At 65.4% G+C, this 21654-nt stretch carries 15 protein-coding genes; 7 read left to right on the top strand and 8 right to left on the bottom strand.

Features of this window, described 5'->3' with window-relative positions; translation table 11 throughout:
• Positions 1–42: 42 nt before the first annotated feature.
• A complete protein-coding gene (locus tag ACFWY5_RS46670; protein WP_379638721.1) occupies positions 43–429 on the top strand; it encodes a hypothetical protein in 387 nt (128 codons plus the stop codon).
• On the opposite strand, the gene ACFWY5_RS46665 is transcribed toward ACFWY5_RS46670, so the two are convergent.
• Complete coding sequence (locus ACFWY5_RS46665) at positions 386–1543, bottom strand: hypothetical protein (protein ID WP_379638720.1); 1158 nt, start codon at positions 1541–1543, stop codon at positions 386–388. The two genes, ACFWY5_RS46670 and ACFWY5_RS46665, sit on opposite strands and share 44 nt — an antisense overlap.
• Before the next feature lie 833 nt (positions 1544–2376).
• On the opposite strand from ACFWY5_RS46665, the gene ACFWY5_RS46660 reads away from it, so the two are divergent.
• Both ACFWY5_RS46660 and ACFWY5_RS46655 read left to right on the top strand, forming a co-directional pair.
• Positions 2377–3573, top strand: coding sequence for a tyrosine-type recombinase/integrase (locus tag ACFWY5_RS46660; RefSeq protein WP_379638719.1), 1197 nt, complete (start codon positions 2377–2379; stop codon positions 3571–3573).
• A gap of 1477 nt (positions 3574–5050) precedes the next feature.
• The gene (locus ACFWY5_RS46655; RefSeq protein ID WP_379638718.1) at positions 5051–5242 is read left to right on the top strand and encodes a hypothetical protein; all 192 of its coding nucleotides are present in this window, start codon (positions 5051–5053) and stop codon (positions 5240–5242) included.
• A gap of 85 nt (positions 5243–5327) precedes the next feature.
• On the opposite strand, the gene ACFWY5_RS46650 is transcribed toward ACFWY5_RS46655, so the two are convergent.
• A complete protein-coding gene (locus tag ACFWY5_RS46650; protein WP_379638717.1) occupies positions 5328–5600 on the bottom strand; it encodes a hypothetical protein in 273 nt (90 codons plus the stop codon).
• A gap of 135 nt (positions 5601–5735) precedes the next feature.
• Between ACFWY5_RS46650 and ACFWY5_RS46645 the strand changes: the two genes are divergently transcribed.
• A complete protein-coding gene (locus ACFWY5_RS46645; protein ID WP_379638716.1) occupies positions 5736–7688 on the top strand; it encodes a hypothetical protein in 1953 nt (650 codons plus the stop codon).
• 81 nt (positions 7689–7769) lie between these two features.
• Positions 7770–8090: a hypothetical protein gene (locus ACFWY5_RS46640; RefSeq protein ID WP_379638715.1), complete on the top strand. Its 321-nt coding sequence runs from the start codon at positions 7770–7772 to the stop codon at positions 8088–8090.
• A gap of 670 nt (positions 8091–8760) precedes the next feature.
• Here ACFWY5_RS46640 and ACFWY5_RS46635 read toward each other — a convergent pair.
• The 5 genes from ACFWY5_RS46635 to ACFWY5_RS46615 all read right to left on the bottom strand — a co-directional run bounded on the left by ACFWY5_RS46635 (position 8761) and on the right by ACFWY5_RS46615 (position 11305).
• On the bottom strand, positions 8761–9282 hold the full coding sequence (locus tag ACFWY5_RS46635; RefSeq protein WP_379638714.1) for a hypothetical protein: 522 nt from the start codon (positions 9280–9282) through the stop codon (positions 8761–8763).
• Positions 9283–9341: 59 nt separating this feature from the next.
• On the bottom strand, positions 9342–9557 hold the full coding sequence (locus tag ACFWY5_RS46630; RefSeq protein WP_379638731.1) for a tyrosine-type recombinase/integrase: 216 nt from the start codon (positions 9555–9557) through the stop codon (positions 9342–9344).
• A gap of 84 nt (positions 9558–9641) precedes the next feature.
• The gene (locus tag ACFWY5_RS46625) at positions 9642–10112 is read right to left on the bottom strand and encodes a hypothetical protein (protein ID WP_379626505.1); all 471 of its coding nucleotides are present in this window, start codon (positions 10110–10112) and stop codon (positions 9642–9644) included.
• A 277-nt stretch (positions 10113–10389) separates the two neighbouring features.
• The gene (locus ACFWY5_RS46620; RefSeq protein ID WP_379626507.1) at positions 10390–10605 is read right to left on the bottom strand and encodes a hypothetical protein; all 216 of its coding nucleotides are present in this window, start codon (positions 10603–10605) and stop codon (positions 10390–10392) included.
• A gap of 79 nt (positions 10606–10684) precedes the next feature.
• The gene (locus ACFWY5_RS46615) at positions 10685–11305 is read right to left on the bottom strand and encodes a hypothetical protein (protein ID WP_379638713.1); all 621 of its coding nucleotides are present in this window, start codon (positions 11303–11305) and stop codon (positions 10685–10687) included.
• A 430-nt stretch (positions 11306–11735) separates the two neighbouring features.
• Between ACFWY5_RS46615 and ACFWY5_RS46610 the strand changes: the two genes are divergently transcribed.
• Together ACFWY5_RS46610 and ACFWY5_RS46605 are read left to right on the top strand one after the other, a co-directional pair.
• The gene (locus ACFWY5_RS46610; protein ID WP_379638712.1) at positions 11736–19682 is read left to right on the top strand and encodes a polymorphic toxin-type HINT domain-containing protein; all 7947 of its coding nucleotides are present in this window, start codon (positions 11736–11738) and stop codon (positions 19680–19682) included.
• A 9-nt stretch (positions 19683–19691) separates the two neighbouring features.
• Positions 19692–19937, top strand: a complete 246-nt coding sequence (locus ACFWY5_RS46605) for a hypothetical protein (protein ID WP_379626513.1) — start codon at positions 19692–19694, stop codon at positions 19935–19937.
• Positions 19938–20206: 269 nt separating this feature from the next.
• On the opposite strand, the gene ACFWY5_RS46600 is transcribed toward ACFWY5_RS46605, so the two are convergent.
• Positions 20207–21307, bottom strand: coding sequence for an integrase core domain-containing protein (locus ACFWY5_RS46600; protein ID WP_379626515.1), 1101 nt, complete (start codon positions 21305–21307; stop codon positions 20207–20209).
• Positions 21308–21654 lie beyond the last annotated feature (347 nt).

Here is a 21654-nt window from a genome sequence, read left to right as displayed (position 1 = left end):
CACGACAGCTCCGACCTGTGGTTGACGAGTTTCATACCCGCCGTGAAATCAATCGGGCGGCAATCGGGAGAGCGCCCGACGGTAGCGGCCTGGACCGAACAACAGCTCGCGACCTTCCTGGCCAGCATCGCGCAGAACCGCCTGTACGCCGCTTGGTGGTTGGCTGCACTGCGCCATCTGCAGCGGGCCGAGCCGGGCGGGCTGTGCTGGACGGACATCGACCTGCAGACGGCGGAGCCGACGGTGGCACAGCAGCGGGTGCACGCCGACGGCCAGGTCGTGGTCGGCCCGCATCCGGTGTTCGACGCTCCGGAGCATCCCTATTTACCCTCGACGCAGCCATGCCTGGCGATCTCCACGAGCTCGAAGACTCTTGCCAGATCACCTAGATTCTTAACCGCCTGCGCACGCGAGCAACCTCCTTGGTGAACGCCTTCAATCTACGTTCGTCTACAGATATTTCTAAAGTGATCTCGATATGCCGCGGCGGCGGATTGAGTATCGCGAGCCACGCGGGAATCTCTCCAAATTCCCGAATGACTCGATCCATGAAGAAGAGAATTTGACCTATAGGTTGTCCAAGGATTGCCGATAGCATATCCGCGGCCTGACGAAACTCGTCCGCATAAACTGTTCCTCGGACCTCACTTGCAAGATTGAGAAGGTCTTCGCAAGTGGAGACTATGCGACCAGCGAACTGCACGATGGTACCGACATCACCAGCGAGTCCCGGCGGCCCAAAGGCGCGGACGTTTATGTCGGACGCAAAGATTGCATTTAGTCCTTTCGCTATCAGGAGTTCGTCATTTAATACTCCCTCAAGCTGGGCCAGAGATGACGGCCGGTCTAGATATCTGCCCGTTCGGCGCCCATAACCATTCTGATAGTCACGCCACCTTAGATCTAGAGCGACGCGCCCTTGCAAGAGCACGCCGGCGAAGAGTAGGTATTCCCAGGCGCGTGGCATCTGCTCGATCAGTGCCCGCTGCTCATCCGAGTTTCTGGGCACCCAATTTATTGCCAGCGGCTTCGGCAGAGCGAGCGAGTCCAAGCGCATCATGACATCGTCAAGCTTCTCGGCGACCTCGTTAGCCATAAGATTCGGGAAGAGCTCTCGCAGGCCCTTGAATCGCTGAAGTCTATCCGCAAAATACTCCGGCCCTCGCCAACTTACTTCAATACCAGCGGCATTACCAGCTTGCACCATACTGGCGGCGATATGTTCCGGCATGGGATAGTTCGAAAGGAAGGTCCAGCGCTTTATATCCCAGGCCCGATCTTGCTTGAGCTGGATCGCCTTCTTCAGGTCGCCAGCCATCTTCGTCCTGATCTCGGCGTCAATGCTGCGGTTCTGCGCTCGCTTAAAACAGTGTGCGGCAAACATTCTCCGCTCGGACTTCAAGAAGCCGTCGTTTCCCCTGTCGGGCCGGTCATCATCAATCGGAAGGAAGTCGTCCCCATGCTCTGCCTGCAGAACCGCATTACACAGTCGGACAAAGTCCTGTGGGTTGGTTATGAGCTCAATCTGCGCCTGCAAGTTCACAGGCGGAATTGTACTAACTGAGCCACCAGAGATCTACATCGTTGGGATTTGCGACGCTTGTTCCGCTCGAGAACACGGTTTCGCGCTGCGATCTGGGGTTTTGCTGCGCAAACAGAGCGGCGGCTGCGACCATCGTCAGGCGTTGTTGTCGCTTGTCTACAGGCGGGTGAAGGGCTTGTTCGGCCTGCTGGCGGTGCTGGTACGCGTGATCTGTCCAAGGACGTTGTGGGGGCTTAAGAACTCGAGTACAGCAAACGCAGAGCCCTTCGCCCGGTGGAAGGAAGGGCTCTGAGGCGCCGAATGGCTGGTCCGGGCCACCTGGGATCACGTTCCGTGATCTTGTCGATAGTGGACGCCGTCACCTAGCGTCTGTTGGCTGAGGTGCCCACCTCCAGCTCATGCTGAAACGCCGGTAGCGCTGGGCCCTGACCGCCCTGCCCGACATCGAACCCGTCATTCTGGAGGCCATCAAAGCCTGCCCACCGCCTGGCCACCACTCAAGATTCGGCGCGACGAGCCGCGCTCCATCTCACTCAGGCGAACCGCCTGCGCAACACCCGCCAGCACCAGAACACCTTAATGCCTCTCAGCAGGCTGTCGATCTGTGCGGCGAGCTGGCCCGACTCAACCTGAGTTTCCCCGGCACTCCGGTCACTCGTCCTGAGGCCATCCCCCGATCGAGTGCAAGCCCTGGCTGACGCGTCTGTCGTGGCACAGCGTGAAGGGTGGAGGTGGGACAGATGGCAAAGACTCGTGTGCAAGTCAGCAGGCGATGCGGCTGCGTGAGCGCGGAAACGGGACGTCAGCGAGGGGTGACGTGTCCGCGTCTGCCGTTGGATGACGATCACGACAGCTGGTATTTCGCGGTGCAGGTGCGCGGTCTGGACGGGCAGCGGCAGCGCATCCGCCAGGGTGGCTACGCCGACCCCGAGGAAGCGCAGGCGGCAGGCCGCGCCTTGGCCGCTATCGACCGCGACGGCGCGAGGGCCGGATGCACGCTTGGGCAGTGGCTGGCACGCTGGCTGGTCACCAAGGACGCTCTGCGTCCGTCGACCCGGCAAGGTTACGCCACGCACATCCGCCTCTATCTCATCCCGCAGCTGGGACGGATCCTGCTCCACCAGCTCACCTCCCGCGATGTCAACGGACTGCTCGCGACGCTCGCGTCCCGCCCTTCGCCGACCGGCCGGCAGCTGTCGCCCGCCACCGTGGTGCGGATCCACGCCACCTTGCGAACCGCACTGAACGCCGCGGTCCGCGCCCGGCTGATCCCGGTCAACCCGGCCAACGGCGCCGAACTCCCCCACCCCCGGCGACCGCATCCCGTCGTCTGGACCGCTGGGCGGACGGCCCGGTGGCAGCAGGCTAGAGAGCGACCGGCGGTGGCTGTGTGGACCGCACAACAGCTCGCCACCTTCCTGACCGGCATCGTGCAGGACCACCTGTACGCCGCCTGGTGGCTGGCCGCGCTGCGCGGCCTGCGCCGCGGTGAGCTGGCCGGTCTACGCTGGACGGACGTCGATCTGCAAGGTGCGGAGCTGACGGTGGCGCAGCAGCGAGTACACGCCGACGGCCAGGTCATGGTCGGTCCGCCGAAGAGCGCCGCCAGCTGCCGGGTAGTGGCCCTGGACGCGGAAACCATACAGGTGCTGGCCCGGCACCGCGAGCGCCAAGAGGAACTGGGCGCGACAGCGGATGCAGGCTGGCAGGACTCTGGGTACGTGTTCACCACCGCTACAGGTACGCCACTGCGGCCGGACTATCTCACCGGCCGGTTCCGCCGGCTGGTGGCCGCCTCCGGGCTGCCACCGATCCGGCTGCACGATCTGCGCCATGGCGCCGCCACGCTGGCGCTGGCCGCGCATACCGACCTGAAGGTGGTACAGGCCATGCTGGGGCACGCCAGCATCGTGCTGACCGCCGACACCTACGTCTCGGTGCTCCCGGACGTGGCCCACGAAGCAGCCCGCGAGACAGCCCAGCTGGTGCTGAACGCGGCGTCCGCACTGGGGCGACAGCTCGGGAGCTGACTCAGGATTGCCCCACATTTGCCTCATGCCGCCAACAGACGCGACAGCGTCTGGAGTTTCCGCAGGTGAAGAAGCGCGCCCTGCAGGATTCGAACCTGCGACCGTCGGATTAGAAGGGCCGAGCACGGCGACCTACCCGGTAGGCGTTGCGGGGGAAGTTATCCGGCATGAGAACGAGGCTGACACCTGCGACTCTGACCAGCGCGCGTGCTGAATCGCCCCCACGGCGTGGAGACGAGCACGCAGGCAGCAGGTTCAGCTGGTACTAAACGGATCACCCCACGTGGGGGTGAACCGCAGACCGGCGTCGAGCGCCAGCCCATCCTGTCGAGATCCTCACGCCCGTGGGGGTGAACCGATGTTGCCCGGTCCCCGGCCCGCCACGGTCACGAGATCCCCACGCCCGTGGGGGTGAACCGCAGTGGGGCGCCCGCGCCCCCAAAGAGATCGAGAGATCCCCACGCCTGTGGGGGTGAACCGTCGAGCAGCATCAGCCGCACCCAACCGGCCGCGAGGTCCCCACGTCCGTGGGGGTGAACCGACGCAGTTGTCGCTGCCGAGGTCATCAGTGACGAGACCCCCACGCTTGTGGCGGGAACCGGCGCACAGCCGCTCCGGTTCGTGCGGCTGTGCGAGATCCTACGCCCGTGGGGTGAACCGGACGGTGAGCGGGAGGACGGGGGCGCGTTCCTGAGATCCCCACGCTCGTGGGGGCGAACCGGGTCTAAAGGGCTGCTACTGGAAGCGGACCTCGAGATCCCCGCGCCCATAGGAGTGAACCGGCGAACATGCCCACCCGCATGAAGAAGGTGATGAGATTCCCACGCCCGTGGACGCACCTCGCGCCAACATCGCTCGGATTGAACCATGCACCCGAGGGGCCACGACTCCCGAGTCCGTGCATGTCGATAGGTAGATGCGCAGACGCACCTCAAGGTTTCTGGCCTGCAGGTGATGCTCTTGTCACCCGTCCGGTTGTGGGCTCTCGGTGAGGCTCTGACCCGACCTCAGGGGCGAAGGCCCGATCAGGGGCCGATCCACTCGGATGCAAGGCGGCCTATCGTCCCAAATCGTTTCGCCTCATCTTCCAGGCAGTCATCCTCCTCATACGTGAAATCGCTCTCGCGATGGACGCCTCAACATCGTTTCGCGAAGCTCCTTCGGCCGTACGCACCAAAGCTCCTCCTATGCCTCCTGGCGCTTTAGTTCCGCGCAGCGGGAGCAGCCGTTCTTTCGTCGGGTGACGTGCTTGCGTCCGTCGCCCTTGCTGGCGTTGTTGTGCATGAGCAGCGACGATGGTGGTTCCCAGCCGGGAGGGACGCCGAGACCGTGATGGAGGCCGTCGGCCGGGACCGCGTGCGCGGGGTCCTCGAACGCGGGTCTCGACTTGAGTTCGTCGCCACCATCCCCGTCGCGTTGCCGGAACGAGAGGCCGACGAGGTGCGTGAGCTGTCGCTGCGCGCCTTGCGGGCGATCGGTGCCTACGGCGTCCCGTGTCGACTTCCTCTATGAGGATGACCTGGGACGCCTGTACGCGTTGGAGATCAACACCATGCCCGGCTTCACCTCCCGTTCGGTCTACGTCAGGACGTGGGCCGCGAGCGGTGTCCCCTACCTTGACCTGCTGTGCGGCTTCATCGACCTCGCGTTCGCCAGGAGCGGCCCATGATCCCCATGACGCTGGACACGATCGCGCGGGTCGTCGGTGCCCGCTTGTGCGACGTGCCCGACCGTAGGCGACGGTGACCGCGCCTTCATGCAAGAACTCCATGAACGCCCACCACCGTGGCTCCCGCTGCACCGAGACCCGCGAGCAGCGCTTTCGGCCAGCCCATCCCGTCATTCAGGCACAGTGCCACGGTGATGCCGCCCGCGACCACGGAGCTCAGGAGGATGAGCAGTGTACGCGGCGTGAAGAGCGGTGGCTCGGCGGATGTCAAGAGGCCAAGCACGTTCGGATGGTTATAGGTATTGCCGGGGATGTCCTGCTCTAGGATCCCTTGTTGCACTCCCTGCATCAGGCACATGCGAAGCCGTTCCTCTCTTTGGCATCTGGGGTGACTCCACCAAAGACGACGTATCGCTTGTATGCACTCATGTGTCGCGTTTGTGCAGGTGAGAGCACGACATCCGACTTGTCTGATCGACAACAGGAATCCACCATGGCCAGAACACCGGCGAGCAACAGCGGGAGAAAGCCCGTCGTCCGCAGCGAATACGCGGAACTCCAGCAGTTCTGCGAGTGGTTGTGGCAGCAGATATACGACGTCGGCCTGACCCTTCGCACGCTCGAACCGCTCATGAACCGCGGCAAGGACAGCATCCGCGTCCGAATCAATGGAAGTCAGCGCCCCACGTGGGATTTCGTCGAAGAGCTGATCAGCCACCTGTCGGGCAAGGACAAGAACAAGCAGCGGATATTGCTCGCCAAAGCCCGGGACCTGTGGGAGAAGTCCGATCCACGAACGGCCGCGCCGATGGCCGAGCTGGAAACCTCCGCAAGGCGGATGGATACGTATCGCGCGCAGGCCCAATGCGAGATCGAGCGTCACCAGCAGGTGATCTATGCGTTGATGTATCTGCTGGGGGCCATCAACAGCCAGGCCAAGCGGCTGTGTGGAGAGCACACTCGCATCCAACAGCAGCTTGCGGATGAGCAGGGCAAACGCGAGGCCGCCGAGAGCCGGCTGGCACAACTGCAGGACATCCAGACCCGATTGGACGCGGCCCAGGCCATCGGACAGGAGACAGAGGCCAAGCTGGAGGAGGCGCGCCGACAGAAGCTACTGGCCGAAGAGCTGCGCGACACGGCGACCCGCCGCCAACAGGAGATCCAGCCGCGAACGGACGACGAAGCCTTCGCTGCAGAATCGGTTCCCGAGGAGACCGGCCACCTGTTCATGGGCAGAGACGATCAGCAGGCGGCGGAGCAATACTTGGCTGCCGTTGGCGCGCAACTCGATGACGGAGCCGAGCACCTGCACGATCTCCAGTCTGCTCTCTACGAATCAGACAGTGCCGCGACAACATCAGACAACCCCCAGCCCGACAGCGTCAACTGGCTTCAGGTACGCGAGGCAGACCGCAGGGTCGGCCGCCGGACGCTCCTCCCAGCTAAAGGTGAATCGTCCCCCCGCTCGGTTATCGGCCATTGGCAGGACATCGTTGTCGTGCCGGAGCCCGAGGAGGGCCCCTCGGGCTCCCCGGATCGACGCAAACAGATCCTCGTCGCCTGGGACGACGTCGAGCGCGAGGTGCAACACGCCGCCGACCTGATGGGTATCAACACTCGACGCCAAAGCCGATTGCATTGGCACCGCAGTCTTCGGAGGATCCGCGCGGTCGCGCGTGATCCTCGGTGGTCGGCGATCTCCCAGAGAATCAGCTCGTTGGATATCCGCCGGAAGAGATACGCATGCCGTTCCGCCAATTCCCCAGACGAAGAGGAACTGCACGCGTATACCGATGAAGTCCTGGACGTCTGTGCGCAACTTCGGGCTCTGGCGACCTCACATTCCGAAGCCGTCGCCAAGCGAATGGGGCGACGGGGGCGCTCGCTGTCCGTGATCGCCCGCCGCGGCGCCTGCTGCACCACCATCGTCGCCGCCATTGCCGTGGTCGGCCTGATTCCCACCTCGGCCAAGCTATATCCGCGTCACGACGAGCTCCCCGCGAAGCCCGCGCCCCGGCGCGCCTGCATCAAAGACGACTGTCCCAAGGGGATGGCTGAGGAGTTTCCTCCGGTATGGAGGCTGGCACCCAAGGCAAGCACCACGACCGAGTTCGCGCTTCATCCCGCGGACTTCAGTTTCTCCGCTCCGGCACGGCTCATCGGCGCGCTGAAGATCACCGATGCGTGTCCCGGCGCTCGTGTCGCCTGGAGGATCACGGTCGACAGGGTTCCCGTTGTCATGGGGACGCTGGACGACCACAGACGCGAACAGCCGCTCTGGCATCCGATAGGCGTCCTGAACAGCGGCACGACCGTGTCTGTCGTGGCGGGGCGTGAGGACGGGCGTCCCTGCACGGCGACTATGTCCTGGGAGGCCGCGGGCGTCACCAACATTCCCTCGACCGAGGTCCTTCTGCGCAAGATCGGCTGGGTCGCGGGCTAGGCCGTGTGGGTGCCCGAAACTCGGCCGTGGGGGCTGACCTGGGGTTTGCCGTTCCCGTTCTGGCGGGCATGATCGCTGTTTATGGCGCTGCGGCTGCTTTATCTGATCTTCGTCCGGCTCGTGGGTTGGGTGGTGCTGCTGGCTCGCTCGCAGAGGTCGAAGGACGCGGAGATTCTGGTTTTGCGTCATCAGCTCGCGGTGTTGCGTCGGCAGGTGGCGAGGCCGCGGCCGTCGTGGGCGGATCGGGCGGTGATCAGCGCGCCCGGCCTCCACTCCGGCGCCGCCCGTCCGAGGACTGGGGCGAACGCCCGGATGGTCCGGGAAGCTCTAGCAGGCAACCCCCGGACCATCCGCCTGTGCGTCGCCTTCGCGATAGAGAAGACTAGGGCCGTGGTCAAGTAGCAGCTTGACCGGCCCCGCACGTGCTCCGACCCCAGGTTGGAACATGGTTCTAGCGCCGGATGTCCTGACAGTGATCCTCACTCATCGCACCTGTGGGCAGGAAGAGCCAGGGGTGAACACCCCGCGACTTGTGCCGGTGCGGCGGCGGAGCGCCTTCAATCACGTTCAGCACACGATCACCCACCGTGCTCGTGCTGTCGACCGACCAGGTTGGTGGGACACTGGGCATTTACTGGCCGAGAATCGCCACGCGTTCAGCTTGGCGCTCCAGCGTTCCGGGAGATTGTGTGGTGTTGCCGGGCCATGGGGGCCGAGCTGTAAAACCCAGCCGAGCGCGACCAGCAGGCGGAATCCGCGCACGCGCTCAGCTTCGGCCGGGGTCAGGTCGATGTGGGCCAGGAGCCGGTCGGCGTCCAGGCCGCTGGCCCCATACATGTCCATGCATGGGCGCGAGCCGTGGGGCAGCCGCGCCGACCGTGAAAAGCCAGCGCAGTACGGCACGCGGCTGCGGTGTCCGCGCCCTTTCGGCGGTCGACAGTGCGGGCAATTCACCGCCCGGGCCGCCGGGGACGCTCCTGAGGGGCAGGTCGGCGGGTGACCAAGCTACGCGGCTGTTGTCGTTCCCGTTGGAGGGCGAGCGGCCAGCGGGAGACCTCCCGACCGGCGAGGATCAGTCGGGCGTGCGCCAGTAGGCGAGTCGTTCGCTCGTGCTCTGGACGACGTGTGGCTCGGATACGTCCTGGGGCCAGATCTGCAGGAGATAGCGGTCGATGATGTCGTCTGAGGTGTCCACGTCAGCGGCCTGGTCCATGTTCTGGGCGTGGTAGCGCAGCCGATAGCAGCCCGGTCCCGCGCTCAGGTCAGGCAGTTCATGCGTGTCTCCGTCCCACTCGTGCAGGGATACCTGCCCGGATTCGGATTCGAAGCTGATTTCGACGATGTCTTCGTATCCGTCGATGTCCGCGCCCGGATCGTGGTCGGCCACCGTCACCGAGAAGGCGACCGTCCCGGTGTGTAGTCCGGTGACCAGGAAGGCGCTACCGGCATCGTCGACGCGGATGATCCCGACGGGGTGCACGGGGTGATCGTCGGGTATGCCGTCCGGGCTTTCGGCGTCCTCGGAGTCGTTGACGAGGTAGGCCTGGCCGTAGTGGACGCGCAGGTCGAACGAGGCGGTCTGGATGTCGCTCATGAGCGGTGATCTTACGGTCGGGGGGCGACACTCCCCGGCTGGCCATGGTGGGCCCCCATTCACGGGTGCCGCCGGCGAGCGGTGGCCAAACGCCGGTGGGCGTGCTGGGCGGGGCCGCGGTGCAGGCGTTCGTCGTGGATGTAGGTCAGGGTGGTGCGGGGGTCGGCGTGTCCGAGGCGGGCCTGGACGGCGTCGAGGCCGTGGCCGGAGGTGAGCAGGTCGGTGGCGACGCTGTGCCGGATGGAGTGCAGGGACAGGGTGTGTGGGTCGGGGATACCCGCCGCGCCGAGACGTGTCTCGTTGAGCGTTCCCTATACGGACACTCCGGAGAAGGGATCGTGAGAGCCCGATGAGCGTGATCACCAGAACGTAACTATCGGCTCCCAGAAAACGTGCACGCGATCTGCCCCGTACCGGTTGATGACTGCGGCGGCAAAGGTGGAGTCGCGCGGCGCGACGCCCACTCCAACCTTGTTGATCTCTGGGTTGACGTCGGCCCCCACGATCACGGGGCTCTCCCTCACGCTGCGCCAGAACTCCTCCTCGGAGGCGTATCGGCCAGATTCCCAGAGCGCTTCCCAGCGGGTGATCTGATCCTCGAAGATGATGTCCGCCAGGCGCCGTAGCTCCCGCAAGGTGTAGCGCTGTGCAACCACGTTGAGATGGTCAGGATGGGCGAGCACGGGGCGGACCTGCGCGGCCACCGCAGCGGCGTCACCGATGACGCCGAGACACATCTTCACGCTGCCCTTCGGCTCGGCGGTGTACTCCCACCAGACGCCTCCCAGACGATCAGGATGATCGTCACCCCAGCGCGACAGCTCGGCCATGTCCGACCTCAGCTCCGACCGTTGCCGTAGGGCGGAGTCCGGCCACTCTTGGTACTCCTTCGGCGCAAGCGACGCGCCATCGCCACTCATCTCCCACCTCCAATAGATCCACAGCACCGGTGATGGGCAGGTCGGCCAACAGCGATCTGGACCGGACCTGGCTCAGCTGAGTCCGTCAAGGCCAGCATGCGACTTGAGCCGGCCAACTCCACGGATCTCGGCAGCGGCCAGCCCGGCATGCGAAGCGATCCCGGTGAACGGGGGAGTGAGGCTTGGGCTATGCGCTGGCGGCGGCGTGCCACCGCCGCAAAATGGCGTCGTCGTCGGCGTGGCCGAGCCGGTTTTGTTCCTCGGTGATCGCGAAGGGCAACCAGGCGTCGTAGTCAGGCTCGCCGGGCGCGATGTCGCGCAGGCCATCGATGCGGGTTCCGTCGGGCAGCGTGGCCGTGGTGGGGACGCGGAGCACTCCATCCGGCAGCAAGATCGCGCTCATGTGCAGTGTCTCCCTTCCGTCTCATCGCTCACGTGCTTGTCAGCATAGCTTCCCCCGCGACGCTGGGGGAGAGCACCGATCAGCCGATGCCATAGCGGCCCGACAGCCACGCATAGACCTGCTGGGCCGCGCTCTCCTCCCCTAGGAGCTGGATCAGGCGCCGGGCCCGGCGGGTCAGCAGGCACGCGAAACACTCCGCGAACAGCTCCGCGACATCCTGCCGGTACGGCGGAGCCAGGTGCGCGGCGCGCCGGGCGTGCAACGCCAGCCAGAACGTCTCTTGTGACGCTCTGTCGTCCATGTCGTCGACCGCATGACCCAGCTCGTGGGCGGCGACGCTGACCGAGGGCGAGGGGACGCTCCCCACCCCGATGGCCCGGCGGGCAGGGTCGTAGACCCCGGCGCTGACCTCCCAGGTACCGGCTTGCAGCGGAAGCTCGACCTCGCGCAGATAGGTAAAACCGGGAAGATCGGGAACGGCGCCCGGACCGACGACGATCCCGCCGCTCAGATGGGCGGCCAGCTGCGTAGCCAGGCGGCGGGGAACGGCCGCGATCGTCATGATCGCTAACAGAGATTCCGCGGGCGGGAAGACGCCTGGCTCCCACGCGCGGGTCAGCCGCCCCTCCAAGGGGCCGACGTGCAGCCAGCCGGGCCGTCCTCTGCTGTGGTCGGCCACCCTGTCCCCTTGTCCTGCCACGCTCCTCTGGTGATCACGAACTGTATCGGTCCAGGCCGGGTGATGCCGTCCGTACATCCAGTAGGCCATGCGGCGCCTGCGGGAAAGGGGCCCCGGGGAAGCGGTACAAGGCGCCTCTGACGAGTCCCATGGTGACGTCCAGGCCTGTTGCTTTAGTGGCCGCAGATCCTGGAAGCCTCCGGTCGCCACCTCCACGATCTGGCACGCGCGGCTGAGCCTATGAACCATTTGCCCCAATCATCACTCTCTGTACATTCAATAACTCAATTCTGATCTTGTGGTTTGTCTGCGGAGATAGTTACGATCTGCCCGTTTGGTCTTGGCTCTGAGCCTCCGATGGAGTGGGCGTTGTCCATGTCGGTGAGCAGAGCGACGTCCGGCAACCCCGCTTGTCGGGGCTGCCCCTCGTTGGTTCGGAGTGTGACGGCGCATGCGTCGCTATTCGTCATGGGCTCGTTCCCAGCTTGCCTTGCTGTCGCTGGCCGGGCTGGTGCCCGGTTTGCTGTCATTTCAGGTGCTGCCGGCCGTCGCCAATGATCGTGTCGCTTCGACAACGTCCGCAGATGGACCGATCCAGACGCCCCGGCAGGCGACCGGTACGGCCGCGGGCCTGCCGTCGCTGACTTCTGCCGAGGCGACGCGGACCACCGCGAAGGCGGGCATGCCCGCGCAGGAGGCGGAGCCGCCGAAGGACGCGTTGCCGGAGGAGCAGCGTGAGGGGTTGACGCGCGAGCTGGCCGCGGTGGAGCCGCCGTGCGGGAATGAGCAGCGGTGGCAGTGGGGCGCGTCGTACGCGTACGGTGCGCGGGTGTATTCGGGTGGCCGCATCTGGGCGACCACGATGAACATCCCCGGAAATCTGAACTCGCATCCGCCGCACGAGGATCAGACGGGCTGGCGCCTGATCGGGCCGTGCCCGCCGCCGCCGGCGCCGCAGATGGTATCGATGACGCCGGCCAACGGCGCGTTGCTGCTGACCGAGGAGCCGACGCTCAAGATCAAGGGCTCCACGTGGCAGGGCGCGACGATCAGCTTCCAGTTCGAGGTGTGTGACGGCCCGGCGATGACCGGCTGTGTGACCAAGGACGTGTGCTGCGCCCTGGACGCCGAATGGAAGGTGCCCGACGGGACGCTGTCGTGGGGCCGGCAGTACTGGTGGCGGGTCAAGCTTCACGACGCCTCCACGGTCGGCGGTCAGAACTCCACCACGCCGATCCGGTCGTTCACGGTGGGGGTGCGCCAGCCGACGATCACCTCGCAGCTGGCGACCTCGGGCGTGTCCGGGCAGGAGTTCCACCAGCAGGCCGGTAACTACACCACCAGCTTCACCGATGCTTCGGTGCCGGTGCCGGTGGCCGGCCCGGCGCTGTCGGTGGTGCGCTCCTACAACAGCATGGACACCCGGCGCACCGGCGTGTTCGGGGCGGGCTGGTCCACCCGCTGGGACATGCGCATCACCCCGGAGAACGTTCGCGGCCGGGAGGCAGCGCTGGTCACCTTCGCCGACGGGCGCGAGGTGCGCTTCGCCGACAAGAAGAACGGCAGCTTCCAGCCTCCGCCGGGCCTGTACGCGACGCTGGCCAAGCCTGCCGAGGGCGGCTGGAGGCTGATGGACAAGGCCGCCACCACCTACCTGTTTGATGCCGTCGGCCGGCTCACGAAGATCACCGACAAGCGCGGGCGCGCCCAAACGCTGGAGTACGGTGCCGACGGCAAGCTGGCCAAGGCCACCGGGACCGGCGGCCGGTCCCTGACCTTCACCTGGACCGGCGCCCACGTCACCTCGGTCGCCACCGACCCGGTCGGCGGCGCCCCGCTCACCTGGACCTATGCCTACACCGGCGACGTGCTGGACAAGGTGTGCAATCCGGCCAACGAGTGCACCATCTACGGGCACAATCCCGGGTCGCTGTATCGCAGCGCCGTACTGGACTCCGACCCGATGGGCTACTGGCGGCTGAACGAGGCCTCCGGCACCACGGCCAAGGACCTCGGCTGGGGCGCCGGCGACGCCCGCTACTCCGCCGCCGCGCTCGGCAAGCCGGGCGCCTTGTCCGGCACCCCCGACACCTCGGTCCAGGTGACCAACACCGCCTACGTCGATCTGCCGGCCGACACCGTGCAGAAGGCCGGCGAGTGGGCCACGCTGGAGACCTGGTTCAAGACCACCGCCACCGGCACCCTGATGCGCACCAGCGGCCCGTTCGTACCCGCGCACAAGGTGATGCAGGTCGACGCCGGCGGCAAGCTGGCAGCCTCCTACGAGCCGATCGGCAGCCCTATTGTCTCCGCCGCGCCGGTCAACGACGGCAACTGGCACCATGCCGTGCTGACTATCGCCGGTGACACGCAGACATTGTATGTGGACGGCCAGGTCCAGGGCACGCTGACCGAGCAGGTCTCCAACACCGACTACGTCACCAACCTGGAACTCGGCGGGATCAGCGGGCAGGTCGACGAGGCCGCCGTCTACGACCGGCCCCTGTCCGAGGCCGAGGTCCAGCGCCATTTCGCCGCCCGCGCCGAGGCGCCGCACAAGCTCACCTCGATCACCCTGCCCTCAGGCCGTACCTGGGCGGCCAACGCCTACGACGTCTCCACCGACCGGCTGAAGACCCACACCAGCCAGCACGGCGGCACCTGGACGATCAACGAACCGGTGATCAACCGCAGCACCGGCATGTCCACCGTCACCGTCAAAGACCCCGCAGGCGAGACCATCACCTCGGTCTACGACGCCTGGCGCGGCTACCGACTGGTCTCGCAGACCGACCAGCTCGGCAAGAAGACCAGCTACACCTACGACACCGGCGGCTACCTGTCCAAGGTCGTCGACCCCAACAACGTCACCGTGCAGCGCACCAACGACAAACGCGGCAACGTGCTGACCACCACCACCTGCCGCGCCGCCGGCAACTGCCAGACCCAGCGCACCCAATACCACCTCAACACCGGCGACCAGTTCGACCCCCGCAACGACCGCCCCATCAAGCTCCGCGACCCGCGCTCGGCCAGCGCGACCGACAACACCTACGCCACCACGATCGACTACAACACCTTCGGCGAGCAGACCAAGCTGACCACCCCCGCCACCCCCGACTTCCCGCAAGGCCGCACCGTAGGCCTCACCTACACCGACGGCAGCGAACCCGCGGTCGGTGGTGGCACCACCCCGGCGGGTCTGGCCAAGTCGAAGACCGACCCGCGGGGCAACGCGTGGAGCTACCGCTACACCGCCGCCGGGGACCTGGTCGAGCAGACCTCGCCGGAAGGGCTGGTCACGAAGCTGGAGTACGACGCCGTCGGGCGGCTGGACAACTCGACGCAGGTGTCGGCGGCCTTCCCCGACGGTGTGAAAACCACCGTCACCTACGACGGCGCCGATCGGGTGGCGACCCGCACGGAACCCGCGGTGAAGAACGAGGTCTCCGGCATCACGCACACGAAGAAGACCACGTTCGCTTACGACCCGGACGGCAACACGCTGAGCGAGACCGTCACTGACTTGACCGGCGGCGATGCCGCCCGGTCCACGGTTTCCACCTACGATGGCCAGGGCCGGGCCGAGACGATCACCGACCCTGAAGGCGGCGTGGTCCGGCAAGCGTGGAACACGCTCGGCCAGCTGGCCCGGGTGACCGACGCCCGCGGAACGGTGATCGAGAACGGCTACAGCAAGCGTGGCGAACTCACTACGCGCACGTTGAAGGGGTGGACGGGCAGCCCGGTCAATCCGCAGCCCGCCCAGGACGTGGTGCTGGAGGCCTTCGCCTACGACCCCGGCGGCCGTCTGGCCATGCAAACCGATGCGATGGGCCGCAAGACCTCGTTCACCTACTTCACCGACAACCTGCTGTCGAAGAAGATCGCCGACGACGCGAAACTGAACGGCGTCACGACCGCCCGGGACGTGGTGCTGGAGGAGCACACCTACGATGCCGCGGGCAACCAGGTCAAGCTCGTGGCGGGCGGCGGTCTGGCGACAACCGAGGTCGTCTTCGACGCCGCGAATCTCATCACGTCGCAGACCTTCGATCCGGCCAAGCTCAAGCGCAAGACGGTCTTCACCTACGACGCCAACGGCAACGTCGTCAAGACCAGCCGCAGCGGCGCAGGATCGACCCGCGCCGAAAGCACAGAACACGTCTACAACAAGGACAACAAGCCGACGCGGGAGACCGTCGAGAACGGCGATGTAGACCTGGTCTCCACCCTCACCTACGACGACCGCGGCCTCGTGACGGCGATGACCGACCCGCGGGGCAATGTCGCGGGCGCGTCGGCTGCCGACTTCACCACCACCATGCGCTACGACGCGCTGGGACGCCTGGTCGAAGCGGTCGGGCCACAGGTGGCGGTGGACAAGGCCGGCTCCAGCACCAACGGCAAGCCGACCATCCGGCTCGGATACGACACGGTGGGCGCGACCACGCACAACACGGACGCCGAAGGGCGAACGGTCACCTCCGCTTTCGACAAGGCGGGCCGGCTGACCAGCCAGATCGCGCCCTCCTACACCCCTCCCGGCGGCACGGCAGTCACCCCGACAGTGACCCACACCTACGACGCTGCGGGCCAGCTGATCAAGACCACCGACCCGCGCGGCAACATCTCCTCCTTCGAATACGACCAGCTGGGCCGGCAGGTGCGCAGCACCGACCCCGCGCCCGCCGGGCAGAGCGCGGGCCAGTCGGTGACGGAGTACTCCCTGGCCGGGCAGACGCTGGCGAAGATCGACCCGACCGGAGCGCGCACCGAGGCGACGTATGACGACCTGGGCCGGGCCATCACCGCCACCGTGGTGGAACGCAAGCCGTCCGCGGCGGCGTATACGACGAAGCTGGAGTATAACGACGCCGGCGTGCTGACCAAGGAAATCGCGCCCGGCAACCGGACCACGGGGTTCGCGGTGAACGCGGCCGGTGAGGTCACCACCCAGACCGACCCGGCGACGAACAAGACGGTCATGGACTACGACCTGGCCGGACGCCTGGTCAAGACGACCGACGGCGAGGGCAACGCCACCGTCGCCGAGTACGACCTGGCCGGGCGCCTGATCGGTGCCCAGGACCTCAACGCGACCGGGGCGATGGTCCGCTCCGCCTCGACCGCCTACGACGCTGCGGGCAACCCCGTGTCGGCGACCTCGCCCGAGGGTCACATCACGCGGCAGACCTACGATGCGCTCAACCGGGTCACCTCGCTGATCGAGCCGATCGCAGCCGGCGAGTCGATCACCACGTCGTTCGGCTACGACGCCAGCGGCGCGCGGACCCGGCTGACCGACGGTCGCGGCAACGCCACCTGGACCAGCTACAACACCCTCGGCCTGGCTGAGAGCGTGACCGAGCCGGCCACCGCGGCGCACCCGAACCTGGCCGACCGCACCTGGACCAGTATCTACGACCAGGCGGGCAACCCGACTGCGTCGCTGCTGCCCGGCGGGGTGCGCATCGACCGCACCTTCGACCACCTGAACCGCCCCACCGCCGAAACCGGCACAGGGGGCGGCGCCGCCACAGCGGAGCGCACCTTCAGCTACGACCTGGCCGGGCGCGCCACCGCGATCGGCGACCTGACCGTGGACTACAACGACCGCGGCCTGCCCCTGAACGTGAAGAAGGGCACCGTCCAGCAGACCGGCTACACCTACAACGAGCTCGGCAACCCCTCCCAGCGCGTCGACGCCGCCGGGACTGCCACCTTCACCTGGGACAACGTCGGCCGGCTCGCGACTGCGGTCGACCCGGTCACCGGCCGCACGCTCACCTACGGCTACGACAAGTCCAGCCGCCTCAAGACGCTGACCGGCAAGACCAGCGCCGGCGCCGCCGCCGACTCCCAAACGTTCACCTACGACGCCGTCGACCGTCTCGAAACCCAGACGTTAAAGAACGGCGCGGGCGCCCAGCTGGCGAAGATCACCTACGGGTGGGACAAGGACGACAACCTCACCGCCAAAACCACCGCAGGCACCGCAGGAGCAGGCACCAACACCTACACCTACGACCACGCTGGCCGCCTCACCTCCTGGACCGCCCCTGGCGGCACCAAGACCGACTACGGCTGGGACGCCTCCGGCAACCGCACCAAAGCCGGCACCAAAACCTTCACCTACGACGAACGCAACCGCCTCACCACCGGCGACGGCACCGACTACACCTACACGGCGCGCGGCACCCTCGCCACCGAAACCAAAAACGGTCAGACGACAAACCTGACCTTCGACGCCTTCGACCGCCTGATCGCCGACGGCGAAAGCCTCTACAGCTACGACGCCCTCGACCGCGTCAGCTCCCGCATCCGCGGCGCCGCCAAGCAGACCTTCGCCTACTCCGGCCTCGGCAACGACCTGGCCGCGATCAGCGACACTTTCGGCGGTGTCCAGGGCCGCTACGGCCGTGACCCATCCGGTGCCCTCCTCGGCCAGCAAGAAGGCACAGAACCAGCGGCCGGCACGCTGACCGACCTGCACGGCGACCTCGTCGCCACCTTCACCGGCAGCACGCTGACCACCACCGCCGCCTACGACCCGTTCGGCACCGTCACCGAACGCACCGGCGCCAAGACCAACCTCGGCTACCAAGGCGAATACACCGACCCCGACACCGGCAAAACCAACATGCACGCCCGCTGGTACCAGTCCGGAACCGGTACCTTCACCAGCCGCGACACCGCCACCCTCAACCCCAACCCCTCCGTCCAGGCCAACCGCTACACCTACGCCAACGCCTCACCCCTCACCGGCATCGACCCCACCGGCCACGCCCGCGAATCCACCGGCCTGGACCCCGGCTACGCAGGAGACCCGTGCGGCGCCTCCGGATCGATTCAGCGTTGCGGCGTCGGCGCCACCGATTTCATGCTCGTCGGGGGTTCCGTCGGCGGAGGCGGCGGCAGCGTGGCTTGCAGCGGGGCCGGCCTGGATAAATGCGGTGGTTTCGAGCTCACCGGCATCACGGTGATGACCGAAGAGGAGATGAAGCGGCTCGGTCACCTTCCCAACGGAATGTGGATCGAGGACCTGAAGGGATTTTGGGAAGGATCTAAGAAGATCCGCCAAAAGATCATCGGCATGGCCTACGCAGGTAAGAGCGAGTTGGAAATCCTCTCGGCCTGGGCACAGTACAAGCTCGGCGGAGATATGGGCAGCGCCGGGGGGAAGAATGTCCCGGAGCCCAGCACGTGGGGAATGGCAAAATGCAAGAAAGAGTTGGGCGCTAAGGCCTGTGATGCGATGCAGGCAGCAGCCAAGCTTGCCAGGCAAGCCCTATACTTTGACCAGTACTGCCTCGGAGAGGGAGACGCCCATAATACGGGTTGCAATGGAGCCGCGGTCGCGCTAGGAATCAATAATATTGAATGGGAGATCCTCAAGCAGGCCAGACTCAATCACATTAAGCTTCCGGATCACTGGTTCAACCGGTTTATGATCTCCGTAACCAACTTCTTTTTCGAGGATGCGGACAAGTGCGTAGCGGGAAGCTTCGTATCGTGTGCCCTTTTCCTCTCGAACTTCATTCCGGGCGGGTCTCTAGCCAAGCTGGCGGGTCGCGCCACAGGAAAGCTCGCAGGCCTCTTCAAAAAGTTCGACAACGCCTTCGAGGTCGCAGCCAAGGCATGCAAACATAGCTTTACGCCAGAAACCAGGATCCTTATGGCGGACGGAAGCTATAAGAAGATCTCCGAGATAGAACTCGGTGAACGCGTGGTCGCAACCGACCCGACTACCGGGATCACCGCTGCGCGGGCCGTAGTCGATGTCATCGTCGGCCAGGGCGTGAAGGGCCTCGTCAAGATCGCCTTCGGCGACGAGTCAGCTTCAAAGCCTCAGCGTTCCACAGTTACGGCGACAGATTCGCACCCGTTCTGGGCTGCCGACTCCAAGGAATGGGTCGACGCGGTTGATCTGCAACCTGGCAGATGGCTTCGGTCCACGACCGGGGCCTGGATTCGAGTGCAGAGCGTCGAGCGGTGGACAGCACCGCAACAGGTCTACAATCTATCGGTCGAAGGTATTCATACCTACTACGTGAAAACGGAAGACGCCAGCGTCCTCGTTCACAATTGTGTAACCGTCGACATGAAGATCGTGAACGAAAGCTGGCGGCGTATGGGATTCAATTCCATGCCAGACTTTGGCGACGTTGCATGGGGAGGTCGCAGCAAGGCCGATGCCATGAAACTGGCAACACCGGAACAACTGGCCAAAATGAGAAAGCTTGGTCTAACCAAGGTAGAAGCGGAGCAATGGCGAAACTTCTATCTGAACGTCCATCAGAAGTCGGCCGCGAAGCACGCCAATGATCCAAGCAAAATCAACCCTAGCGCTCGTTCGCGGGCGGAATTGTTTCAGTGGTACATGGACAATCTTTAGAGAGAGACAGTGAAGTTTCATATTAAAACCGACAAGAAGATCACAGTGGCCTTCGAACCCACGGCGGCCGAATACGAGCTTAATGCAGGAGAGAAGATACTTGTTGAGTGGTTCGAAGGGGGGGATGATGGGCAGGTGTCTCTAGAATCCGATGAGTTTGTCATATGGGCGCCCGGCGGTGGGTATACACGTGCTTGGAATTCAAATGGGGTCGAGATTTATATCGGCCCTGAGTCGGGTCCGGAATCTGAATAGCGATGCGCGTCTACCTCATATCGACAAGCCCTTCTTCGAAGCGTCGCATAATGAAGGTGGCTGAGCGAGTGCCGACGTTCACGCGATTCACCTGAGTCGCCGCTTTCCGAGGCCACGGGCGAGCGGAGGTTCGCAACAGGTGCATGCTCGTCGTTGGCGGTTCCGGTGCCGGACGTTCCGGGACGGCGCCCACCGCCGTGCATGTTCAAGAACGTCGTGGCATCGGTGTTCTGTGGGCCTGCGCCTGCCGAAAATTACGTCCGTGCAGTTCAAGCGGCGTGTGAGTATTCGTGGAGGATTCCTCCGAGTCGGTCGTGTCGGCGGATGTTCAGGGCTGTGATGCGCGTCGGGTCGGTGATCGGGTCGGGTGCGGCGCGGAGTGGGGCGGCCTGGTCGAGGGCTTGATGGGTGCGAGGTTCGTTGTAGAAGCGTTCGTACTCGGCCAGGGCGTGGCGTAGGTGGTGTTCGTTCCAGATCAGGTAGCGGTCCAGGAGTTCGCGGCGGCAGGTCTGCACCCACCGTTCCATGATGGAGTTCATCCGTGGCATTCGGATGCCGGTGAGCACGGTCTGGATACCGGTTTCGGCGAGAATCTCGTCCATAAGGACGGGGAACTTGCCGTCCCGGTCGCGGATCAGAAAGCGTACCCTGCAGCGCGCATCCTCCAAGTCCATGACGAGGTTTCTTATCGCTTGAGCGACCCAGGCCGCTGTCGGATGGGCGGTGGTGCCGAGCACACGAATACGTCGGCTGGTGTGCTCGATGACGGCCAGGATGTACTGGCGCTGCCCGGTAAGGGTGACGGTTTCGATGAAGTCGCAGGCCAGGAGCGCGTCGGCTTGTGATCGCAGGAAGTCGGCCCAGGTGGTGGATGCTCGTTCGGGTGCTGGGTTGATGCCTTCCTGCTTGAGGATCTCCCAGACCGTGGACGGCGCGACCTTGAGGCCGAGCGTGGTGAGCTCGCCGTGCACCCGCCGATACCCCCAGGAGGGGTTCTCCCGGACCAAACGCAGCACGAGCATGCGAATGGAGCGGACCGTGGGTGGGCGCCCTCGCCGCTTCGGCCGGCAGGTCCGGGCGTGCCGCTGTTTCACGATCTCGCGGTGCCAGCGCAGGATGGTGTCCGGGCGGACGACAAGCCGGAGCCGACACAAGGCTGCGCGGGGAAGCGAGGTCAGAAGTGCCGCCAGGAAGAGGCGGTCTTCGGGGGTGAATCTCACCCGCACATCGGCGCCGAGCTGCCGTTCCAAGACCATGATCTGGTGGCGTAGAGCGAGAATCTCGGCATCCTTGTCACGATCACTCATCGGCAGTAGCCGCAAGGCGGCGAAGGCGTTCGTGACGGTCAGATAGGCCAGACTAAGAAGCACGAACGATCATCATGCCGCACCCGTGCTCCTCCACGGACGAGCGAGGAGCGCCTACACACCCTGGGGCTTCGCAAGGCCATGACCTGGCCGGAGGGGATTTTCGGCAGGCGCACACTCGTCACCCGTGAAATCAGGCGGCGGCTGTAAGGGCGGTTTCAGTGAGGGGCTGGGCGGCGCCAGACGGTCACGTTCCGTCCTGAGGCGCTGTGGGGCGGCCGGTGGCGGGAGGCATCTAGGAGAGACGTAGATCGCGCTCTTGTCGCGTTCCATGATCGGTTGTTCAATGGCGAGAGGCGTGCGGAACGGTGTCGTGCGCTGTGGCTGCCTTCGGTGAGTCGTCGCCGCAT

The organism is Nonomuraea sp. NPDC059007 (assembly GCF_042740555.1).
Classification (GTDB): domain Bacteria; phylum Actinomycetota; class Actinomycetes; order Streptosporangiales; family Streptosporangiaceae; genus Nonomuraea.
This window is presented reverse-complemented; position numbering and strand designations above follow the sequence as displayed.

Coding starts and splice junctions, on each gene's coding strand:
- ACFWY5_RS46625 (WP_379626505.1), bottom strand. CDS start 10,112: ATGGCCGAGCTGTCGCGCTGGGGTGACGATCATCCTGATCGTCTGGGA.
- ACFWY5_RS46610 (WP_379638712.1), top strand. CDS start 11,736: ATGCGTCGCTATTCGTCATGGGCTCGTTCCCAGCTTGCCTTGCTGTCG.
- ACFWY5_RS46640 (WP_379638715.1), top strand. CDS start 7,770: ATGGCGCTGCGGCTGCTTTATCTGATCTTCGTCCGGCTCGTGGGTTGG.
- ACFWY5_RS46620 (WP_379626507.1), bottom strand. CDS start 10,605: ATGAGCGCGATCTTGCTGCCGGATGGAGTGCTCCGCGTCCCCACCACG.
- ACFWY5_RS46650 (WP_379638717.1), bottom strand. CDS start 5,600: ATGTGCCTGATGCAGGGAGTGCAACAAGGGATCCTAGAGCAGGACATC.
- ACFWY5_RS46635 (WP_379638714.1), bottom strand. CDS start 9,282: ATGAGCGACATCCAGACCGCCTCGTTCGACCTGCGCGTCCACTACGGC.
- ACFWY5_RS46645 (WP_379638716.1), top strand. CDS start 5,736: ATGGCCAGAACACCGGCGAGCAACAGCGGGAGAAAGCCCGTCGTCCGC.